The 15358-nt window shown below is 60.0% G+C and carries 15 protein-coding genes and 1 pseudogene; 6 read left to right on the top strand and 10 right to left on the bottom strand.

The window, feature by feature from the left end:
* Positions 1-83: 83 nt before the first annotated feature.
* Genes secB through M2401_RS08680 form a run of 3 tightly spaced genes read right to left on the bottom strand, consistent with a single transcriptional unit; the run spans position 84 to position 1279 of the window.
* On the bottom strand, positions 84-566 hold the full coding sequence (gene secB / locus M2401_RS08690) for a protein-export chaperone SecB (RefSeq protein ID WP_259101560.1): 483 nt from the start codon (positions 564-566) through the stop codon (positions 84-86).
* Between the two features lie 43 nt (positions 567-609).
* Complete coding sequence (gene grxC / locus M2401_RS08685; RefSeq protein WP_259101558.1) at positions 610-864, bottom strand: glutaredoxin 3; 255 nt, start codon at positions 862-864, stop codon at positions 610-612.
* A gap of 1 nt (position 865) precedes the next feature.
* Positions 866-1279 carry a rhodanese-like domain-containing protein gene (locus M2401_RS08680; RefSeq protein WP_259101557.1) on the bottom strand — a complete coding sequence of 138 codons (414 nt, stop codon included), beginning with the start codon at positions 1277-1279 and terminating at the stop codon, positions 866-868.
* 146 nt (positions 1280-1425) lie between these two features.
* On the opposite strand from M2401_RS08680, the gene gpmI reads away from it, so the two are divergent.
* The 5 genes and pseudogenes from gpmI to M2401_RS08655 all read left to right on the top strand — a co-directional run bounded on the left by gpmI (position 1426) and on the right by M2401_RS08655 (position 8529).
* On the top strand, positions 1426-2961 hold the full coding sequence (gpmI, locus tag M2401_RS08675; RefSeq protein ID WP_259101555.1) for a 2,3-bisphosphoglycerate-independent phosphoglycerate mutase: 1536 nt from the start codon (positions 1426-1428) through the stop codon (positions 2959-2961).
* Positions 2962-3120: 159 nt separating this feature from the next.
* Positions 3121-4449, top strand: a complete 1329-nt coding sequence (locus tag M2401_RS08670; RefSeq protein ID WP_259101554.1) for a murein hydrolase activator EnvC — start codon at positions 3121-3123, stop codon at positions 4447-4449.
* A 30-nt stretch (positions 4450-4479) separates the two neighbouring features.
* Complete coding sequence (locus tag M2401_RS08665; protein WP_259101553.1) at positions 4480-5814, top strand: S41 family peptidase; 1335 nt, start codon at positions 4480-4482, stop codon at positions 5812-5814.
* Positions 5815-5823: 9 nt separating this feature from the next.
* A pseudogene (locus M2401_RS08660) lies at positions 5824-6615 on the top strand (divergent polysaccharide deacetylase family protein); the annotation flags it as partial.
* A gap of 372 nt (positions 6616-6987) precedes the next feature.
* Complete coding sequence (locus M2401_RS08655; RefSeq protein WP_259101551.1) at positions 6988-8529, top strand: serine protease; 1542 nt, start codon at positions 6988-6990, stop codon at positions 8527-8529.
* On the opposite strand, the gene M2401_RS08650 is transcribed toward M2401_RS08655, so the two are convergent.
* The 7 genes from M2401_RS08650 to M2401_RS08620 all read right to left on the bottom strand — a co-directional run bounded on the left by M2401_RS08650 (position 8530) and on the right by M2401_RS08620 (position 14596).
* A complete protein-coding gene (locus tag M2401_RS08650) occupies positions 8530-9285 on the bottom strand; it encodes an ABC transporter substrate-binding protein (RefSeq protein ID WP_259101550.1) in 756 nt (251 codons plus the stop codon).
* A 75-nt stretch (positions 9286-9360) separates the two neighbouring features.
* Positions 9361-10131: an imidazole glycerol phosphate synthase subunit HisF gene (hisF, locus tag M2401_RS08645; RefSeq protein WP_259101548.1), complete on the bottom strand. Its 771-nt coding sequence runs from the start codon at positions 10129-10131 to the stop codon at positions 9361-9363.
* Positions 10132-10340: 209 nt separating this feature from the next.
* Positions 10341-11078: a 1-(5-phosphoribosyl)-5-[(5-phosphoribosylamino)methylideneamino]imidazole-4-carboxamide isomerase gene (hisA, locus tag M2401_RS08640; RefSeq protein WP_259101547.1), complete on the bottom strand. Its 738-nt coding sequence runs from the start codon at positions 11076-11078 to the stop codon at positions 10341-10343.
* A gap of 102 nt (positions 11079-11180) precedes the next feature.
* Complete coding sequence (locus tag M2401_RS08635; RefSeq protein ID WP_259101545.1) at positions 11181-11438, bottom strand: DUF2164 domain-containing protein; 258 nt, start codon at positions 11436-11438, stop codon at positions 11181-11183.
* On the bottom strand, positions 11438-12076 hold the full coding sequence (gene hisH, locus M2401_RS08630) for an imidazole glycerol phosphate synthase subunit HisH (RefSeq protein ID WP_259101543.1): 639 nt from the start codon (positions 12074-12076) through the stop codon (positions 11438-11440). Before hisH ends, M2401_RS08635 begins: the two co-directional genes overlap by 1 nt.
* Positions 12076-12669, bottom strand: a complete 594-nt coding sequence (gene hisB / locus M2401_RS08625; protein WP_259101542.1) for an imidazoleglycerol-phosphate dehydratase HisB — start codon at positions 12667-12669, stop codon at positions 12076-12078. The genes hisH and hisB overlap by 1 nt, the downstream gene beginning before the upstream one ends.
* 265 nt (positions 12670-12934) lie before the next feature.
* Positions 12935-14596, bottom strand: coding sequence for an OFA family MFS transporter (locus tag M2401_RS08620; protein ID WP_259101541.1), 1662 nt, complete (start codon positions 14594-14596; stop codon positions 12935-12937).
* Between the two features lie 274 nt (positions 14597-14870).
* Here M2401_RS08620 and M2401_RS08615 point away from each other — a divergent pair, with 274 nt between their 5' ends.
* Positions 14871-15269: a PanM family protein gene (locus M2401_RS08615; RefSeq protein ID WP_259101539.1), complete on the top strand. Its 399-nt coding sequence runs from the start codon at positions 14871-14873 to the stop codon at positions 15267-15269.
* Positions 15270-15358 lie beyond the last annotated feature (89 nt).

Genomic DNA, 15358 nt, shown 5'->3' with positions numbered 1-15358 from the left:
TCGCTCCTACAGAATCCGCTCCCGAAACACAAAAAAACGCCCCCGGCCTTGCGACCGGGGGCGTTTTTCGTAGCAACAAAGGCTTACTGAACGGTTGGCGTTTCGCCGGCGTCCTGCATGCGTTGCAGCTCTTGAGCGTACAGGGCGTCGAAGTTGACCGGAGCCAGCATCAGGGCCGGGAACGAACCACGAACCACCAGGTTGTCGATGGCTTCACGCGCGTAAGGGAACAGCAGGTTCGGGCAGAACGCGCCCAGAGTGTGGCTCAGGGAAGCAGCATCCAGGCCCTTGATCAGGAAGATACCGGCCTGTTGCACTTCAACGATGAAGGCGACTTCGTCACCGGTATTGACGGTGACCGACAGGGTCAGCACGACTTCGTAGAAATCGTTTTCCAGTTGTTTCTGGCGAGTGTTCAGGTCCAGGCTGACAGCCGGGGTCCACTCCTGACGGAAGATCGCCGGGCTTTTCGGCGCTTCGAACGACAGGTCGCGAACATAAATGCGTTGCAGCGAGAATTGCGGAGCTTCGTCTTCTGCTGCCGCGTTAGTCTGTTGATCAGTCATCTCAGATCCTTTCTATTCTTAAGGTCTTTCGGGGAACGGGTTATCAGGCTTCCAGCAGAGCGTCGAGCTTGCCGGCGCGCTCCAGGGCAAACAGGTCATCGCAGCCGCCCACATGGGTCGAACCAATCCAGATCTGCGGCACCGAAGTGCGCCCGGCTTTCTTGGTCATTTCTGCCCGCAATTGCGGCTTGCCATCGACGACGATTTCGTCGAATTCAATGTCTTTGCTCTTGAGCAACTGCTTGGCACGCGAGCAGTACGGGCAATAATCACTGGAATAAACGATGACTTCAGCCATTTCACTTCACCAGTGGCAGGTTGTCTGCACGCCAGGACGACACGCCGCCGCCCAGCTTGGCCGCAGTGAAACCGGACTTGAGCAGCTCACGGGCGATACCGCCGGACTGCTGGCCCTGGGCATCGACTATGATCAGGGTCTTGGCCTTGTATTTTTCAAGCTCCGAGGTGCGCGACAGCACCTTGTCCTGCGGGAAATTCAGGGCGCCAACGATATGGCCGCTGGAAAAATCCTTGGAAGCACGAATGTCGATGACCACGGCCTGGTCGTTGTTGACCAGTGCGGTCAGCTCGCGCGTGGTCAGGCTACGACCACCCTTGCTCATTTCATAGGCAGCCAGCAGTGCAGCGAGAATGACGAAAGCGCCAGTGATCAGATAGTGATTCGTGGCGAAGGCAAGCAGATGATCAACCATCAGAAGGTTCCAGGGCGTTAAAATGTCGGCCAGTATACACAGCAGCCTAGGTCGGCCAAAGCCCGTACGGCAGTGACTCGCTCTGAACTTGTCACTAATATGGCGATCTTTTTTTCAACCTCCCTTTTCTGCCACGAGTGGGTTCCATGACTACCACGCCTAAACCTTTGGTCCTGATCATCCTCGACGGCTTCGGCCACAGCGACAGTCACCATGGCAACGCGATTTACGAAGCCAAGATGCCGGTCATGGATCGCCTCTACAAAACCATGCCCAACGGCCTGATTTCCGGCTCCGGGATGGATGTCGGCCTGCCGGACGGGCAGATGGGCAACTCAGAAGTCGGCCACATGAACCTGGGCGCCGGGCGCGTGGTGTATCAGGACTTCACCCGGGTGACCAAGGCCATTCGTGACGGCGAGTTCTTCGAGAACCCGGCCATCTGCGCCGCAGTGGACAAGGCTGTCGGCGCGGGCAAGGCCGTGCACGTACTGGGTCTGCTGTCCGATGGCGGCGTCCACAGTCATGAAGACCATCTGGTAGCCATGGTCGAGCTGGCCGCCAAGCGCGGTGCCGATAAGATCTACCTGCACGCCTTCCTCGATGGCCGCGACACGCCGCCACGCAGCGCCGAGAAATACCTGCAAACCATGGAAGACGCCTACAAACGTCTGGGCAAGGGCCGTACCGCCAGCATCATCGGCCGTTACTTCGCCATGGACCGCGACAACCGCTGGGATCGCGTGGCCTCTGCTTACAATCTGATCGTCGACGGCCAGTCCGAATTCCAGGCCGACAGCGCCCACGCCGCCCTTGAAGCCGCTTATGGCCGTGGCGAGAACGACGAATTCGTCAAAGCCACCAGCATCGGCGAGACGGTCAAGGTCGAAGACGGCGACGCCGTCGTGTTCATGAACTTCCGCGCCGACCGCGCTCGCGAACTGACCCGCGTCTTTGTCGAAGACGGTTTCAAGGACTTCGAACGCGCCCGCCAGCCAAAACTGGCCGGTTTCGTCATGCTCACTCAGTATGCCGCCAGCATCCCTGCACCCTCGGCCTTCGCCGCCGGCAGCCTGAAGAATGTGCTGGGCGAATACCTGGCAGAAAAGGGCAAGACCCAGCTGCGCATCGCCGAAACCGAGAAATACGCCCACGTCACCTTCTTCTTCTCCGGCGGCCGTGAAGAACCGTTCCCGGGCGAGGAGCGCATCCTGATCCCGTCGCCAAAAGTCGCCACCTACGACCTGCAACCGGAAATGAGCGCGCCAGAAGTCACCGACCGCATCGTCGACGCCATCGAAAACCAGCGTTTTGACGTGATTATCGTCAACTACGCCAACGGCGACATGGTTGGCCACAGCGGCATCATGGAAGCGGCGATCAAGGCCGTGGAATGCCTGGACGTCTGCGTCGGCCGTATCGCCGAAGCGCTGGAGAAGGTCGGCGGCGAAGCTTTGATCACTGCGGACCACGGCAACGTCGAGCAAATGACCGACGACCACACCGGCCAGGCCCACACCGCCCACACCTCTGAGCCGGTGCCGTTTGTCTACGTCGGCAAGCGCAAGCTCAAGGTCCGCGAAGGCGGCGTACTGGCCGATGTGGCCCCAACCATGCTGCAACTGATGGGCCTGGAAAAACCGGCAGAAATGACCGGCCATTCCATTCTCGTTGCCGAGTAAGCTGAACAATTGGTAACAATTCGGCGTTTCGTTGGTCGAAACGTCGAATTTTCCTACAACTGATGCTAAAGCAATGGTTGCCGGACGTTTTTTTTGCAACGCATGGCGGGCATACTAGTCCCCGTCTTTCTTCTCTCTCTCCTCGGTATCGCCCGCCCAATGCTCCGCGCCTTGATCGCTCTTGCCCTGATTTGCCTGCTCAATCCGGCCTTCGCCGACGATGAGCGTGCGCAGACCCAAAAACAGCTGGATACCGCTCGTCAGGAGATCGCTGACCTGCAGAAAGTCCTGGGCAAATTGCAGGAAGAAAAGGCTGGGGTGCAGAAAGACCTCAAAGGCACCGAAACCGAAATGGGCAAGTTGGAAAAGCAGGTCGAGGTCCTGCAAAAGGAACTAAAAAAGACTGAAAGCGAGCTGCAGCGGCTCGATCAGGAAAAGAAAAAGCTGCAGAGCGCTCGGGTTGAACAACAACGCCTGATCGCCATCCAGGCCCGTGCCGCCTATCAGAGTGGCCGCCAGGAATACCTCAAGCTGTTGCTCAACCAGCAGCACCCGGAAAAATTCGCTCGCACCCTGACCTACTACGATTACATGAGCCAGGCCCGCCTGACTCAATTGCACAATTTCAATGAAACCCTGCGCCAACTGAGCAACGTCAGCAAGGACATCGATCTGCAACAGGCCCAACTGCTTGTGCAGCAAGGCACTCTGGACAGCCGCCGCGAAGACCTGGCGAAGGTCCGCAAGGACCGTCAGGACGCCCTGGCCAAGCTCAATCAGGACTACAAGGTTCGTGACCAGAAACTCCAGGCCCGTCAGCAGGACCAGGCCGACCTGAGCAAAGTACTCAAGACAATCGAAGAAACCCTGGCCCGTCAGGCACGGGAAGCCGAGGAAGCGCGGCAGAAAGCGCTGATCGCCGAGCGAGAAGCCGAAGAGAAGCGCCAGCGTGAAGAAGCCGCTCGCGCCCTGGCCAAGAATAACCGGGACAACAGCCCGCCGGATGACGAAGCACCACCGCCACGCCGCCCTGTAAAGGCCCCTGGCGCGCTGGTTTCCAGCAGTGGCGTGTCTTATGGTGGACCTTTTGCTGATGCCAAGGGAAAACTTCCATGGCCAGTTGATGGTCGATTGGTAGCGCGCTTTGGTGAAAGCCGTGGTGATGACGCCCGCGCCACCTGGGACGGGGTCATGATCAGCGCGTCGGCCGGGACTCAGGTACACGCCGTGCATGGCGGTCGCGTGGTGTTTGCCGACTGGTTGCGCGGCGCCGGGCTTCTGGTCATTCTCGACCACGGTAATGGTTACTTAAGCCTGTATGGTCATAACCAGAGTCTGCTCAAGGACGCTGGGGACATTGTCAAAGCCGGGGAAGCGATTTCCACTGTCGGTACCAGTGGCGGTCAGGATACTCCGGCGTTGTATTTTGCTATTCGTCAGCAGGGTCGCCCTAGTGATCCGGCCCAATGGTGTCGTACTCAAGGATAAGTAGGCACCGCATTTAGGAGTTCGTTAGACATGCTGCATTTGTCCCGCCTCACCTCGCTGGCCCTGACCATCGCCGTCGTTATCGGTGCTCCGCTGGCCCATGCCGCCGAGAAAGCCACCGTAGCGCCTGCCGCAGCAGCGGCGAGCAGTACTGCCAACGCCAATGCCAAGGCGCCATTGCCGCTGGACGAGCTGCGCACTTTTGCCGAGGTCATGGACCGGATCAAGTCCGCCTACGTCGAACCGGTGGACGACAAGACCCTGCTGGAAAACGCCATCAAGGGCATGCTCAGCAACCTTGATCCGCACTCCGCCTACCTCGGCCCGGAAGACTTCCAGGAGCTGCAGGAAAGCACCAGCGGCGAGTTTGGCGGCCTGGGCATCGAAGTCGGCGTCGAAGACGGCTTCATCAAGGTCGTATCGCCCATCGATGACACTCCTGCCTCCAAGGCCGGCATCGAGGCTGGCGACCTGATCGTCAAGATCAACGGCGCGCCGACCCAGGGTCAGACCATGCAGGAAGCGGTCGACAAGATGCGCGGCAAGATCGGCGAAAAAATCACCCTGACGCTGGTTCGCGACGGCGGCACGCCATTTGACGTGACCCTGGCGCGGGCGACCATTCAGGTCAAGAGCGTGAAATCGCAGATGCTGGAGCCTGGCTACGGTTACATCCGTATCACCCAGTTCCAGGTCAAGACCGGTGAAGAAGTCGGCAAGGCCCTGGCCAAGCTACGCAAGGACAACGGCAAGAAGATGAACGGCCTGGTCCTGGACCTGCGCAACAACCCTGGCGGCGTGCTGCAGGCCGCCGTGGAAGTGGCCGACCACTTCCTGACCAAGGGTCTGATCGTCTACACCAAGGGCCGTATCGCCAACTCCGAGCTGCGCTTCAATGCCGATGCGGCGGACGCCAGCGAAGGCGCGCCACTGGTGGTGCTGATCAACGGCGGCAGCGCCTCGGCCTCGGAAATCGTCGCCGGTGCCCTGCAGGACCAGAAGCGCGGCGTGCTCATGGGTACCGACAGCTTCGGCAAGGGCTCGGTACAGACCGTGCTGCCACTGAACAACGATCGCGCAATCAAGATCACCACGGCGCTGTACTTCACGCCTAACGGTCGCTCGATTCAAGCTCAGGGCATCAACCCGGATATCGTGGTTCGTCGGGCCAAGGTCACCAACGAAGCCGACGCCGAGAACTACAAGGAAGCCGATCTGCTCGGCCACCTGGGCAACGGCAACGGCGGCGCGGACAAACCGACCGTCAAAGGGTCGGCTGCCAAGGCGCGTCCGCAGGACGACGACTACCAGTTGAACCAGGCCCTGAGCCTGCTCAAGGGCTTGAGCGTCACCCGCGGAAACTAACTGATGGCTATGTGGCTGTCACGTTGCCTGCTGGCGCTGTTCCTCGGACTCACCGGTGTTGCCCATGGCGCATCGGCGGAGCCGGAGAGCGACAAGGATAATGCGGGGAAATCCGCCTATCTGACGCTGATCATCGACGATCTTGGGCAGAATCCAGAGCGCGACCGTCGTGCTCTGGCGCTGCCCGGGCCGGTGACGCTGGCCATCATGCCCGATACACCTCATGCCACCGACTTCGCCCGGGAAGCCCACAAGGCTGGCAAGACGGTGATCCTGCACATGCCCATGGACCCGGCAACCGGGCCTTATGCCTGGCGCCCCGACCTGCCCATGGAGGAACTGGCAAAGCGCCTGAACGACGCCTTGCTGAAAGTCCCCTATGCCGCCGGCCTGAACAACCACGAAGGCAGTCGCATGACCGCCCAGCCCGAAGCCATGGGCTGGCTGGTGGCCGAGCTGCAACGTCGCCACCTGTTCCTGATCGACAGCCGCACCAGCGCCAAGACCGTCGCCGCCGCCCAGGCGCAACTGATCGGCCTGGCCAGTGCGTCCCGGGATGTTTTCCTCGATGACGTGCGCACGCCGGAAGCTGTCGCCACGCAACTCAAGACCGCGATCCGCCTGGCCCACAAGCAAGGCTCGGTGATCATGATCGGCCACCCCTACCCGGTGACCCTGGATTTGCTGGAGCGCGAGCTGCCGGGACTAAAAGCCCAGGGCATCAACTGGATCGATGTACGGCGGATGATCAGCGTACGCGGCAACGGCGCCATGGCCGCCCATGGCAAAAACGGGGTTTATCACAAAACAGCGGCGGCTCACCCCGCCAAGCCATCGGAGCCCAAAGCGGCACCGGTGACACCTTCCGCACCGGCAACGCCAACAAAACCCGATGCACCTCCCGCACCTACAACGCCAGCAGAACCTGCAATACCTGACGCACCTTCCACACCAGCAGCTGCGGCACCTGATGCTCCGGCAGCTCCGGCAGCTCCGGCAGCTCCGGCGGCAACAGAGCAGGAACCGCCCGCTGAGTTGTAGGCCCGCGCCATTTATTACCTGGGGAAAAATCTGCTTTTTCCTTTCCCTCTTGTTCCCCGAGTTACTCCTTGCTTAAAGAGGCCAGGCGCGTCGTCCGACGTGCAATGACCCTCGAATAATCAAGGATGATTCATGAACAAGAAATTGCTTGCCGGGCTTCTACTCGGCGTTGGGGGACTTTCCCTATCGGTCCAGGCCGGGGACTTTGGCGAAGGCCTGGGCAATCTTGCCCACTCCAAAGTGCTGGAAAACCACGACGGGCGCTACAACCATTGGAACGGTATTGGCCGGATCATGGCCAAGGGGGGCATGCATTGCACTGCCACCCTGCTCGACACCCGCAGCCAAGATAGCCCGGCCAATGCCCCGGCCTACGTGCTCACCAGCGGTCATTGCGTGGAAAAGAAAAACGGCTTGATCGTCACTGATCGCGTGGTCGAGGGCGAGGTATTGTTCAACTACTTCAGCGATACCCAGCCCCGCTCTTTTGCGCTGAAACGCATCAACTGGAGCAGCATGCAGGGTGTCGATCTCGCCATTATCGAATTGCAGACGCCACTGAGCGAACTGATCGCTGCGGGCATCGAGCCGATTCAAATAGCCAGGGACATGCCCGCGATCGGCGGCGATATCCTGCTGGTCGGCGCTCCGCTGAAGCACGGCACAGGTTATTTGCGCCTCGCCGCCTGCACACAGCAACAATCCTCTGATGTATTGGAGCAGCCGTGGTTCTGGCGCAACTCGGTGAAAAACCAGTGCCGTGATGTAAGCGAGGGCAGTTCGGGCAGCCCGGTCCTGTTACGTGAAAGCAACGAAGTGTTTGCCGTGCTGGGCACTTCCACTCAAGGCAGCCGTGGCCAGCCAGTGGAATTGCCGGAGGGCTTCCCGGTGCCATCGCCTGACAGTAACTACGGCAGCGCAATGACCTTCCTGCGTAATTGCTTCGCCAAAGGCGTGCTTGTCCAGGACCCGCAGGAGTGCGCGCTGTTTCCAACTTATTCGATCACGTTCAAATCACCCGTCAAACGCTACGCCAAGATCGCGCTGGATATGCACGGCCAGGCTGTCTATCCGGCCTGGGATCTGCGTTTTAGCCTCGATACGCCCTTCTACCGCTACAAACAGGTTGAACGCGCTCATCAATGTGAAAGCCCGCATCACTACAGCACCGCCCTCCCGACTGAAAACGCCCGGATCAACGACGCCATAGGCCTGCGCCCCGGCATGCACCTACTGTGCATCATCGCAGTCACCGCAGTAGACGAGCGGCCAAGCCTGGGCATGATGCGCAACGCCCTGACACTGGCGGTGGAGCTTTTGCCCCCAGGCCCGACCGAAGCACCCAAGGTATTGATGAAGCACGCAGGTGGTGGTTACAGCGTCAGCTACGGACAGGATCCACGGCTGTTCAGCCACTACAGCCTCAAGTTCGGCCCACCGGAGAGCACCGACTGCTTCGACGCCCAAGGCCAGCGCAAGGCAGCTACCTCCAGGCCGCTACATTTCCCGGCCAATAAGCTGCCGTTGAAGTTGTGCACCCTGGCCTATGACCTCAATGGCCAGCCATCGGCAGTGCGCGAAGACCTGCTGGAGAAAAGATCCGCAGGACAACAACCTCAACCCGGCAAAACCCGCTTTTCCTATATCGGCCTGGGCGACGAGCCTCGCGACTGATCAGCGATAACGCGCAGCCGCCTTATCGACAAAGCCCTCGGCCCGCAACTGGTCGAGGGCCTGCTGCAAGCGGTTGACCACGACATCGGGCGTGGCCTTGTTCAGCGCCAGGTAGAGTTCGGCGGTATTGAAGCGCAGGATGGTCTTGAAACCCCTGACGCCCTCAAGCCGGGCCAGGTAGGGTCCGGCAGGATCGCTGGTGGCCCAGAGGTCGATCTGGCCGCTGAGCAGCTTCTTGACGTTGTCCTGGTCACGAAGCGCAAGGATGGGAGTCAGCCCCTGGGCCAGCAACCGCTCACCAATGGCGTCACCCTTATAAGCACCAATCCGGTAGCTCTTGGCCTGCTCCAGGCTGGTCAGGGTGATGGGGCTGTCGGCCCGGGCGAGCAAGGTCCATTCGTAGCGACCTACGGGACCAACCCATTTGAAGAGTTTTTCCCGCTCAGGCAGGCGGGCCGTGGAAAACACACCATAACCGGGCTGTTCCCGAGCCAGGTTATAGATACGCTCCCAGGGAAAACGCAGGGTCATGCTGTACTTGAGGCCCGCGCGCTTGAACGTCTCACGCACTACCTCAGCCGCCATGCCCTCGATGTTGGCTTCCTGGGCGAAGTTCTTGCCATCGACCGCCATATTGAATGGCGGCAGATTTTCCGTCAGCAGGACCATGGTGTCGGCGGGCACTTCAGCAGCCCGGGACGGACCGGCCAGGACCCCGATGACACTAATCAGCGCAAGACAAAAACCTTTGAGCATTTCGCGGGCCCCCAGTCTGACAACGCAAAGAGGTTGCAGGGATTACTTTGCGTTGTCTAGCACGGCGAGCGGCGATCAGCGCACCACGATACCTTGCTTGGCCATGTAAGCCTTGGCTTCGGGTACGGTGTATTCGCCAAAGTGGAAAATACTCGCCGCCAGTACCGCACTGGCACCACCTTGCAGGACACCGGCCGCCAGATGCTCAAGGTTGCCGACACCGCCGGAAGCGATCACCGGAATGCCAAGGGCATCACTGATTGCGCGGGTCACGCCCAGATCGAAGCCGTTCTTCATGCCGTCCTGATCCATGCTGGTCAGCAGAATCTCACCGGCACCGAGGTCTTCCATCTTCTTGGCCCACATCACCGCATCCAGACCGGTCGGCTTGCGCCCGCCGTGGGTGAAGATTTCCCAGCGCGGCGCTTCGCCCGGCAGGGAGACTTTCTTGGCGTCGATGGCGACGACGATGCACTGTGCGCCGAAGTGCGCGGCGGCTTCGCCGACGAACTCAGGGTTGAACACGGCTGCCGTGTTGATCGACACCTTGTCGGCACCGGCATTGAGCAGGTTGCGGATGTCCTGGATGGTGCGCACGCCACCGCCGACGGTCAGCGGGATAAACACCTGGCTGGCCATGCGCTCAACGGTATGCAGGGTGGTATCACGCCCATCGACGCTGGCGGTGATATCGAGGAAGGTGATCTCGTCGGCGCCCTGCTCATCGTAGCGACGGGCAATTTCCACAGGGTCACCGGCGTCACGGATGTTCTCGAACTTGACGCCCTTGACCACACGACCGTTATCGACGTCCAGGCAAGGGATGATGCGTTTGGCCAGGGCCATGGGCTTAATCTCCGATCAAGAGCTACGAGCTGCAAGCTATTAGCTGCAAGCAAGAGCGAATCACGTTGCGCTTCTTGTGGGAGCGAATTTATTCGCGAAAACGGTCTGTCAGGGCAAGAGAATGTAGCGGCCTCTTCGCGAATGAATTCGCTCCCACAGAATTTGCTCCCACATAGGTGGTTCCCACAGTCCGGTGTTTGCCGGGCTAATCAGCGTTGTTCCAGGTCACACAGCGCCTGAGCTTCAGCCACATCCAGCGTGCCTTCATAAATCGCGCGGCCGGTAATGGCGCCGATAATGCCGGGCGCGCGGGCGTCCAGCAGGGCCTTGATGTCGCCCAGGTTATGAATGCCACCAGAGGCGATCACCGGAATCTTTGTCGCGGCGGCCAGTGCAGCGGTGAAAGGCACGTTGCAGCCTTGCATCATGCCGTCTTTGGCGATGTCGGTGTAAACGATAGCCGACACACCATCCGCTTCGAAACGCTTGGCCAGGTCGATGACCTGCACCGAGCTGACTTCAGCCCAGCCGTCGGTGGCGACGAAGCCATCCTTGGCGTCGAGACCCACAATGACCTTGCCCGGGAAGGCGCGGCAGGCTTGGGCCACGAACTCAGGCTCCTTGACCGCTTTGGTGCCGATGATCACGTAGCTGACGCCAGCCTTGACGTAATGCTCGATGGTTTCCAGGGAGCGGATACCGCCACCGATCTGGATCGGCAGGTTTGGGTAACGCTTGGCGATGGCCGTGACCACGTCACCGTTGACTGGCTGGCCTTCGAAGGCGCCATTCAGATCGACCAGGTGCAGACGACGGCAACCGCCTTCCACCCACTTGGCCGCCATGGCCACAGGGTCATCGGAGAACACCGTGGAGTCTTCCATCCGGCCCTGGCGCAGGCGCACGCAGGCACCGTCTTTAAGGTCGATAGCGGGGATAATCAGCATGCTTGATCCTTTGTCTTTTAGAGCCGCAAGCTGCAAGCTTCAAGCTGCAAGCAGGCGATCGAGCCATTCTTGCAGCTTGAAGCTCGGGGCTTACCGCTGCGTCTAATTCTTTTCCAGCGCCCAAAGATCCACTTCGATGCTCTCGAACCGTTCCTTGAGTTGCGCCTGAACGTCGAAAATTGCCCGATTGTAGTAATGCGGGGCGATTTCACGGGTAAACAGCTCAAGAATCTCCGCCGCCTCGAAAGAACCCAGATCAAGATCGAAACGATCGGCCATCAGCCGCTGGATCTTGTGGTTCGCCTCACTTTCCTGCTCGGGCGTGAGGGTGAGGATCGGCGGTTTGTTCTTGCGGCTCATTACCAGCGCCCGTCCCAGGCGGCGAAGTTCTGCAACAGTTGCAGGCCATGGGTATGGCTCTTCTCCGGGTGGAACTGCACGGCAAAGCGCGAGCCGTCGGCCATGGCAGCCGCAAAATCGACGCCATAGTGACCGCTGCCGACCACCTGCCGCTGATTGGCGGCGGCGATGTAGAAGCTGTGCACGAAATAGAAGCGCGCCAGGTCCGGAATGTTGTGCCACAACGGGTGATCCACCGCCTGAGTCACTTCGTTCCAGCCCATGTGCGGCACTTTCAGGTGCTCGCCGTCTTCATGCAGGTCCTTGCCGAAAAACTTCACCTGGCCGGGAAACAGGCCGATGCAGTCGACGCCGCCGTTCTCCTCACTGTGATCGAGCAGGGCTTGCATGCCCACGCAGATCCCCAGGAACGGACGGTCCTGGCTGACTTCACGCACCAGCGAGTCGAAGCCCAGGCGACGAATTTCAGCCATGCAATCGCGAATCGCGCCAACACCGGGAAATACCACGCGGTCAGCCTCACGAATGACATTGGCGTCGCTGGTGATCTGCACCCGACCGGCGCCCACATGCTCCAGGGCCTTGGCGACCGAGTGCAGGTTGCCCATGCCGTAATCGATAACCGCGACTGTCTGCATCAGAGCACACCCTTGGTCGAAGGCATCTGCCCGGCCATGCGGTCATCCAGTTCGACGGCCATGCGCAGCGCACGACCGAAGGCCTTGAACACGGTCTCGATCTGGTGGTGCGTGTTGGTGCCGCGCAGGTTGTCGATGTGCAGAGTCACGTTGGCGTGGTTGACGAAGCCCTGGAAGAACTCCTGGAACAGGTCCACATCGAAGCCGCCGACTGTGGCCCGGGTATACGGCACATGCATTTGCAGGCCCGGACGCCCGGAGAAATCGATGACCACACGCGACAGCGCTTCGTCGAGCGGAACATAGGCGTGGCCGTAGCGACGAATGCCTTTCTTGTCGCCGATGGCTTTGCTGAATGCCTGGCCCAGGGTGATACCGACATCCTCCACGGTATGGTGGTCATCGATCTCCAGGTCGCCTTTGCATTCGATATCGAGGTCGATCAACCCGTGCCGGGCGATCTGATCGAGCATGTGCTCAAGGAATGGGACACCGATATCGAATCGGGCCTTTCCAGTGCCATCCAGGTTGATCGAGGCTTTGATCTGGGTCTCCAGAGTGTCGCGCTCGACGGATGCCTTACGTTCGGCCATCACCAGCTCCGCAAAATCATTGGGCGAAAAGGGCGACATTATAGGCCCAGAACGGTGTCGGGTGTAGGAGCGAATGCATTCGCGGGGAACTATCTGCGCGGTTTCAGACAGGGCGTATCACAGGCAAACACGCTCCAATATCATCGTTGGAGCGAGGCTTGCCCGCGAATCGATTTCTCAGTGCACACATGCTTTGCTGACACGACGCGTTCGCGGGCAAGCCTCGCGCCAACAATGTTGGCCGCAAGGCTGCCCGCCAAAGGCCTTAGTGGAACAGCACCGCCGTCTTCTGCAGGGTAATCCACACACCCCACGCCAACGGAATACCCACGGCCAGCCACGCAGCGATGGTCAGCGGCTTGCTGCCCGGCGAGGCTTTCCATTCCAGCGAGGTGTTCTGGTCAGCGCCCTTGTCATGGCCGATAGCCTGTTCGGCCGCCAGTTCGGCGTCGGTCATGAAGTACTTGTCGGCCACCGGACGGACCAGCATGTTGCAGATAAAGCCCAGCACCAGCAGGCCAGCGAGGATGTACAAGGTGATGTCATAGGCATCGGCACGGGCCACGCCATGGCTCAACTGGTACTCGCGCAGGTAGTTGACCAGTACCGGACCCAGCACGCCCGCCGCTGCCCAGGCGGTCAGCAGACGACCGTGGATCGCACCGACCATCTGTGTACCGAACAGGTCTGCCAGGTAGGCCGGAACCGTGGCGAAACCACCGCCGTACATCGACAGCACCACGCAGAACGCCGCCACGAACAGCGCGACGCTGCCCAGGTGACCGAGAGTTGGCACCGAGGCGTACAGCAAAAAGCCCAGGGCAAAGAACACGAAGTACGTGGCTTTGCGGCCGATGTAGTCGGAGAACGAAGCCCAGAAGAACCGCCCACCGATATTGAACAGGCTCAACAGACCGGTGAAACCGGCAGCAATGGCCGCGATCTGGCCCAACTGCGCAGCGCTGAGCTGGCTGAAGGTCAGCGTGTTACCCAGCAACTGGCCAGCAAAGACTTCCTGCAGCAAGGGCGAAGCCATGCCGAGAATGCCGATACCCGCCGAAACGTTCAGGCACAGCACCAGCCAGACCAGACGGAACTGCGGGGTTTTCCACGCCACGCTGACGTGTACGTGACGATGAGTGATCATCGTGTTGTTGGCCTTCTTCGCCGGAGCGGTCCAGCCTTCAGGCTTCCAGCCAGTCGGTGGAACGCGATACGCCAGAGCGCCGCCGATCATGAAGATGAAGTAAATCACCGCCATGGCCACGAAGCTCTGCCATACGCCAACGCTGTCCGGCGTTGCGAAATGGCTCATCAGCGCAGTCGCCAGGGGTGCACCCACCATCGCACCGCCGCCGAAGCCCATGATCGCCATGCCGGTCGCCATGCCGCGTTTGTCCGGGAACCACTTGATCAGGGTCGAGACCGGGGAGATATAGCCAAGGCCCAGACCGATCCCGCCAATAACCCCGGAACCGAGCCACATCAGCCATATCTGATGGCTGTAGATGCCCAGCGCCGAAATCAACAGGCCACCGCACCAGCACAGGGCCGAAACGACACCGGCCTTGCGTGGCCCGGCATGCTCAAGCCAGCCGCCCCAGATCGCTGCCGAGCAGCCCAGGAAGATGAAGAACAGGGTGTAGATCCAGCCCAGCATCGAGATCGGCCAGTCGCAGGTCGACGAGAATACCTGGGCAAAGAAGCCCATATCGGGCGCGCAGGCAGTCGGCGTGGAAATGCCGACAGCCTTGGACAGCGGCAACCAGAACACGGAGAAGCCATAGGCCATGCCGATGCACAGGTGAATTGCCAGAGCAGCAGGTGGAACGAGCCAACGGTTGAAACCGGATTTGGCAATAATGCGCTCCTTGGACAGGAACGCAGGTTGAGCGGCTGAACCGCTCAGGGCTGAGCTTGAACTCATTATTATTTCCCCCAGGTATGTATTACTCGCAAGACATTCGCTCTAGGATCTGCACGAAAAGTGGCTGCGCTCGCCGACTTTTCGTACAGACCCGAATGCGACCACACCTTCGTTTGCACGGGGCAAAGTTACGTATGGACTGCATAAGCCCTGAAATAGTGGCAAAAGACCACTACAGAACGCGCGAATAGCGAGAGATTAGCATTTGCCAGCATTCTGATCCGCTCTTTTAAACACCATCTGCATCTACTGCGAACCTCGTCAAGGAAACCTGATGCCCGTCTTAGTTGAGTCGTTAAATATCCTTAGTTATCAAGACAAAGAAGATCTGCAGAAAATTTATCACGATACGCCGCCAGGCTTTTTCGCCCCCTTTGCCGACGCCGCAGAACTGCTCGAACAGGCTAGCGCCGAAGGGCAACTGATCGGTGCTCGTTTCAATGACCGTTTACTCGGCGCGGCACGCCTGCAGCGTCAGGCAAATCACTGGCTGCTGTCTCATTTGTGCGTGCGTATACCGACTCGCCGACGCGGCGTCGCGGAACGTCTGGTGACCCTGACAGAAAAGTCCGCCAGGGATGCAGGCAGCCAACTACGCTTGCTGGGAACCGCCGAGTCTCCCGCAGTCCAGGCCCTGGCGGCCAAACTCCATCTGCCGTTGCTGACCGGTTGATTGCAACAATGAGCAACTGCGTGTGGTCATAGATGACCCGTAAACCCGCGTGAGGAGGCTATACTCGCGGGCTATTTTTGAACGTCGAT

This window comes from Pseudomonas sp. JUb42, from assembly GCF_024807945.1.
Lineage (GTDB): Bacteria > Pseudomonadota > Gammaproteobacteria > Pseudomonadales > Pseudomonadaceae > Aquipseudomonas.
This window is presented reverse-complemented; position numbering and strand designations above follow the sequence as displayed.

What these genes read in the sequence shown, in the direction of transcription:
- secB (WP_259101560.1), bottom strand. Translation starts at nt 566, where the DNA reads ATGACTGATCAACAGACTAACGCGGCAGCAGAAGACGAAGCTCCGCAA.
- grxC (WP_259101558.1), bottom strand. Translation starts at nt 864, where the DNA reads ATGGCTGAAGTCATCGTTTATTCCAGTGATTATTGCCCGTACTGCTCG.
- M2401_RS08680 (WP_259101557.1), bottom strand. Translation starts at nt 1,279, where the DNA reads ATGGTTGATCATCTGCTTGCCTTCGCCACGAATCACTATCTGATCACT.
- gpmI (WP_259101555.1), top strand. Translation starts at nt 1,426, where the DNA reads ATGACTACCACGCCTAAACCTTTGGTCCTGATCATCCTCGACGGCTTC.
- M2401_RS08670 (WP_259101554.1), top strand. Translation starts at nt 3,121, where the DNA reads ATGCTCCGCGCCTTGATCGCTCTTGCCCTGATTTGCCTGCTCAATCCG.
- M2401_RS08665 (WP_259101553.1), top strand. Translation starts at nt 4,480, where the DNA reads ATGCTGCATTTGTCCCGCCTCACCTCGCTGGCCCTGACCATCGCCGTC.
- M2401_RS08655 (WP_259101551.1), top strand. Translation starts at nt 6,988, where the DNA reads ATGAACAAGAAATTGCTTGCCGGGCTTCTACTCGGCGTTGGGGGACTT.
- M2401_RS08650 (WP_259101550.1), bottom strand. Translation starts at nt 9,285, where the DNA reads ATGCTCAAAGGTTTTTGTCTTGCGCTGATTAGTGTCATCGGGGTCCTG.
- hisF (WP_259101548.1), bottom strand. Translation starts at nt 10,131, where the DNA reads ATGGCCCTGGCCAAACGCATCATCCCTTGCCTGGACGTCGATAACGGT.
- hisA (WP_259101547.1), bottom strand. Translation starts at nt 11,078, where the DNA reads ATGCTGATTATCCCCGCTATCGACCTTAAAGACGGTGCCTGCGTGCGC.
- M2401_RS08635 (WP_259101545.1), bottom strand. Translation starts at nt 11,438, where the DNA reads ATGAGCCGCAAGAACAAACCGCCGATCCTCACCCTCACGCCCGAGCAG.
- hisH (WP_259101543.1), bottom strand. Translation starts at nt 12,076, where the DNA reads ATGCAGACAGTCGCGGTTATCGATTACGGCATGGGCAACCTGCACTCG.
- hisB (WP_259101542.1), bottom strand. Translation starts at nt 12,669, where the DNA reads ATGGCCGAACGTAAGGCATCCGTCGAGCGCGACACTCTGGAGACCCAG.
- M2401_RS08620 (WP_259101541.1), bottom strand. Translation starts at nt 14,596, where the DNA reads ATGAGTTCAAGCTCAGCCCTGAGCGGTTCAGCCGCTCAACCTGCGTTC.
- M2401_RS08615 (WP_259101539.1), top strand. Translation starts at nt 14,871, where the DNA reads ATGCCCGTCTTAGTTGAGTCGTTAAATATCCTTAGTTATCAAGACAAA.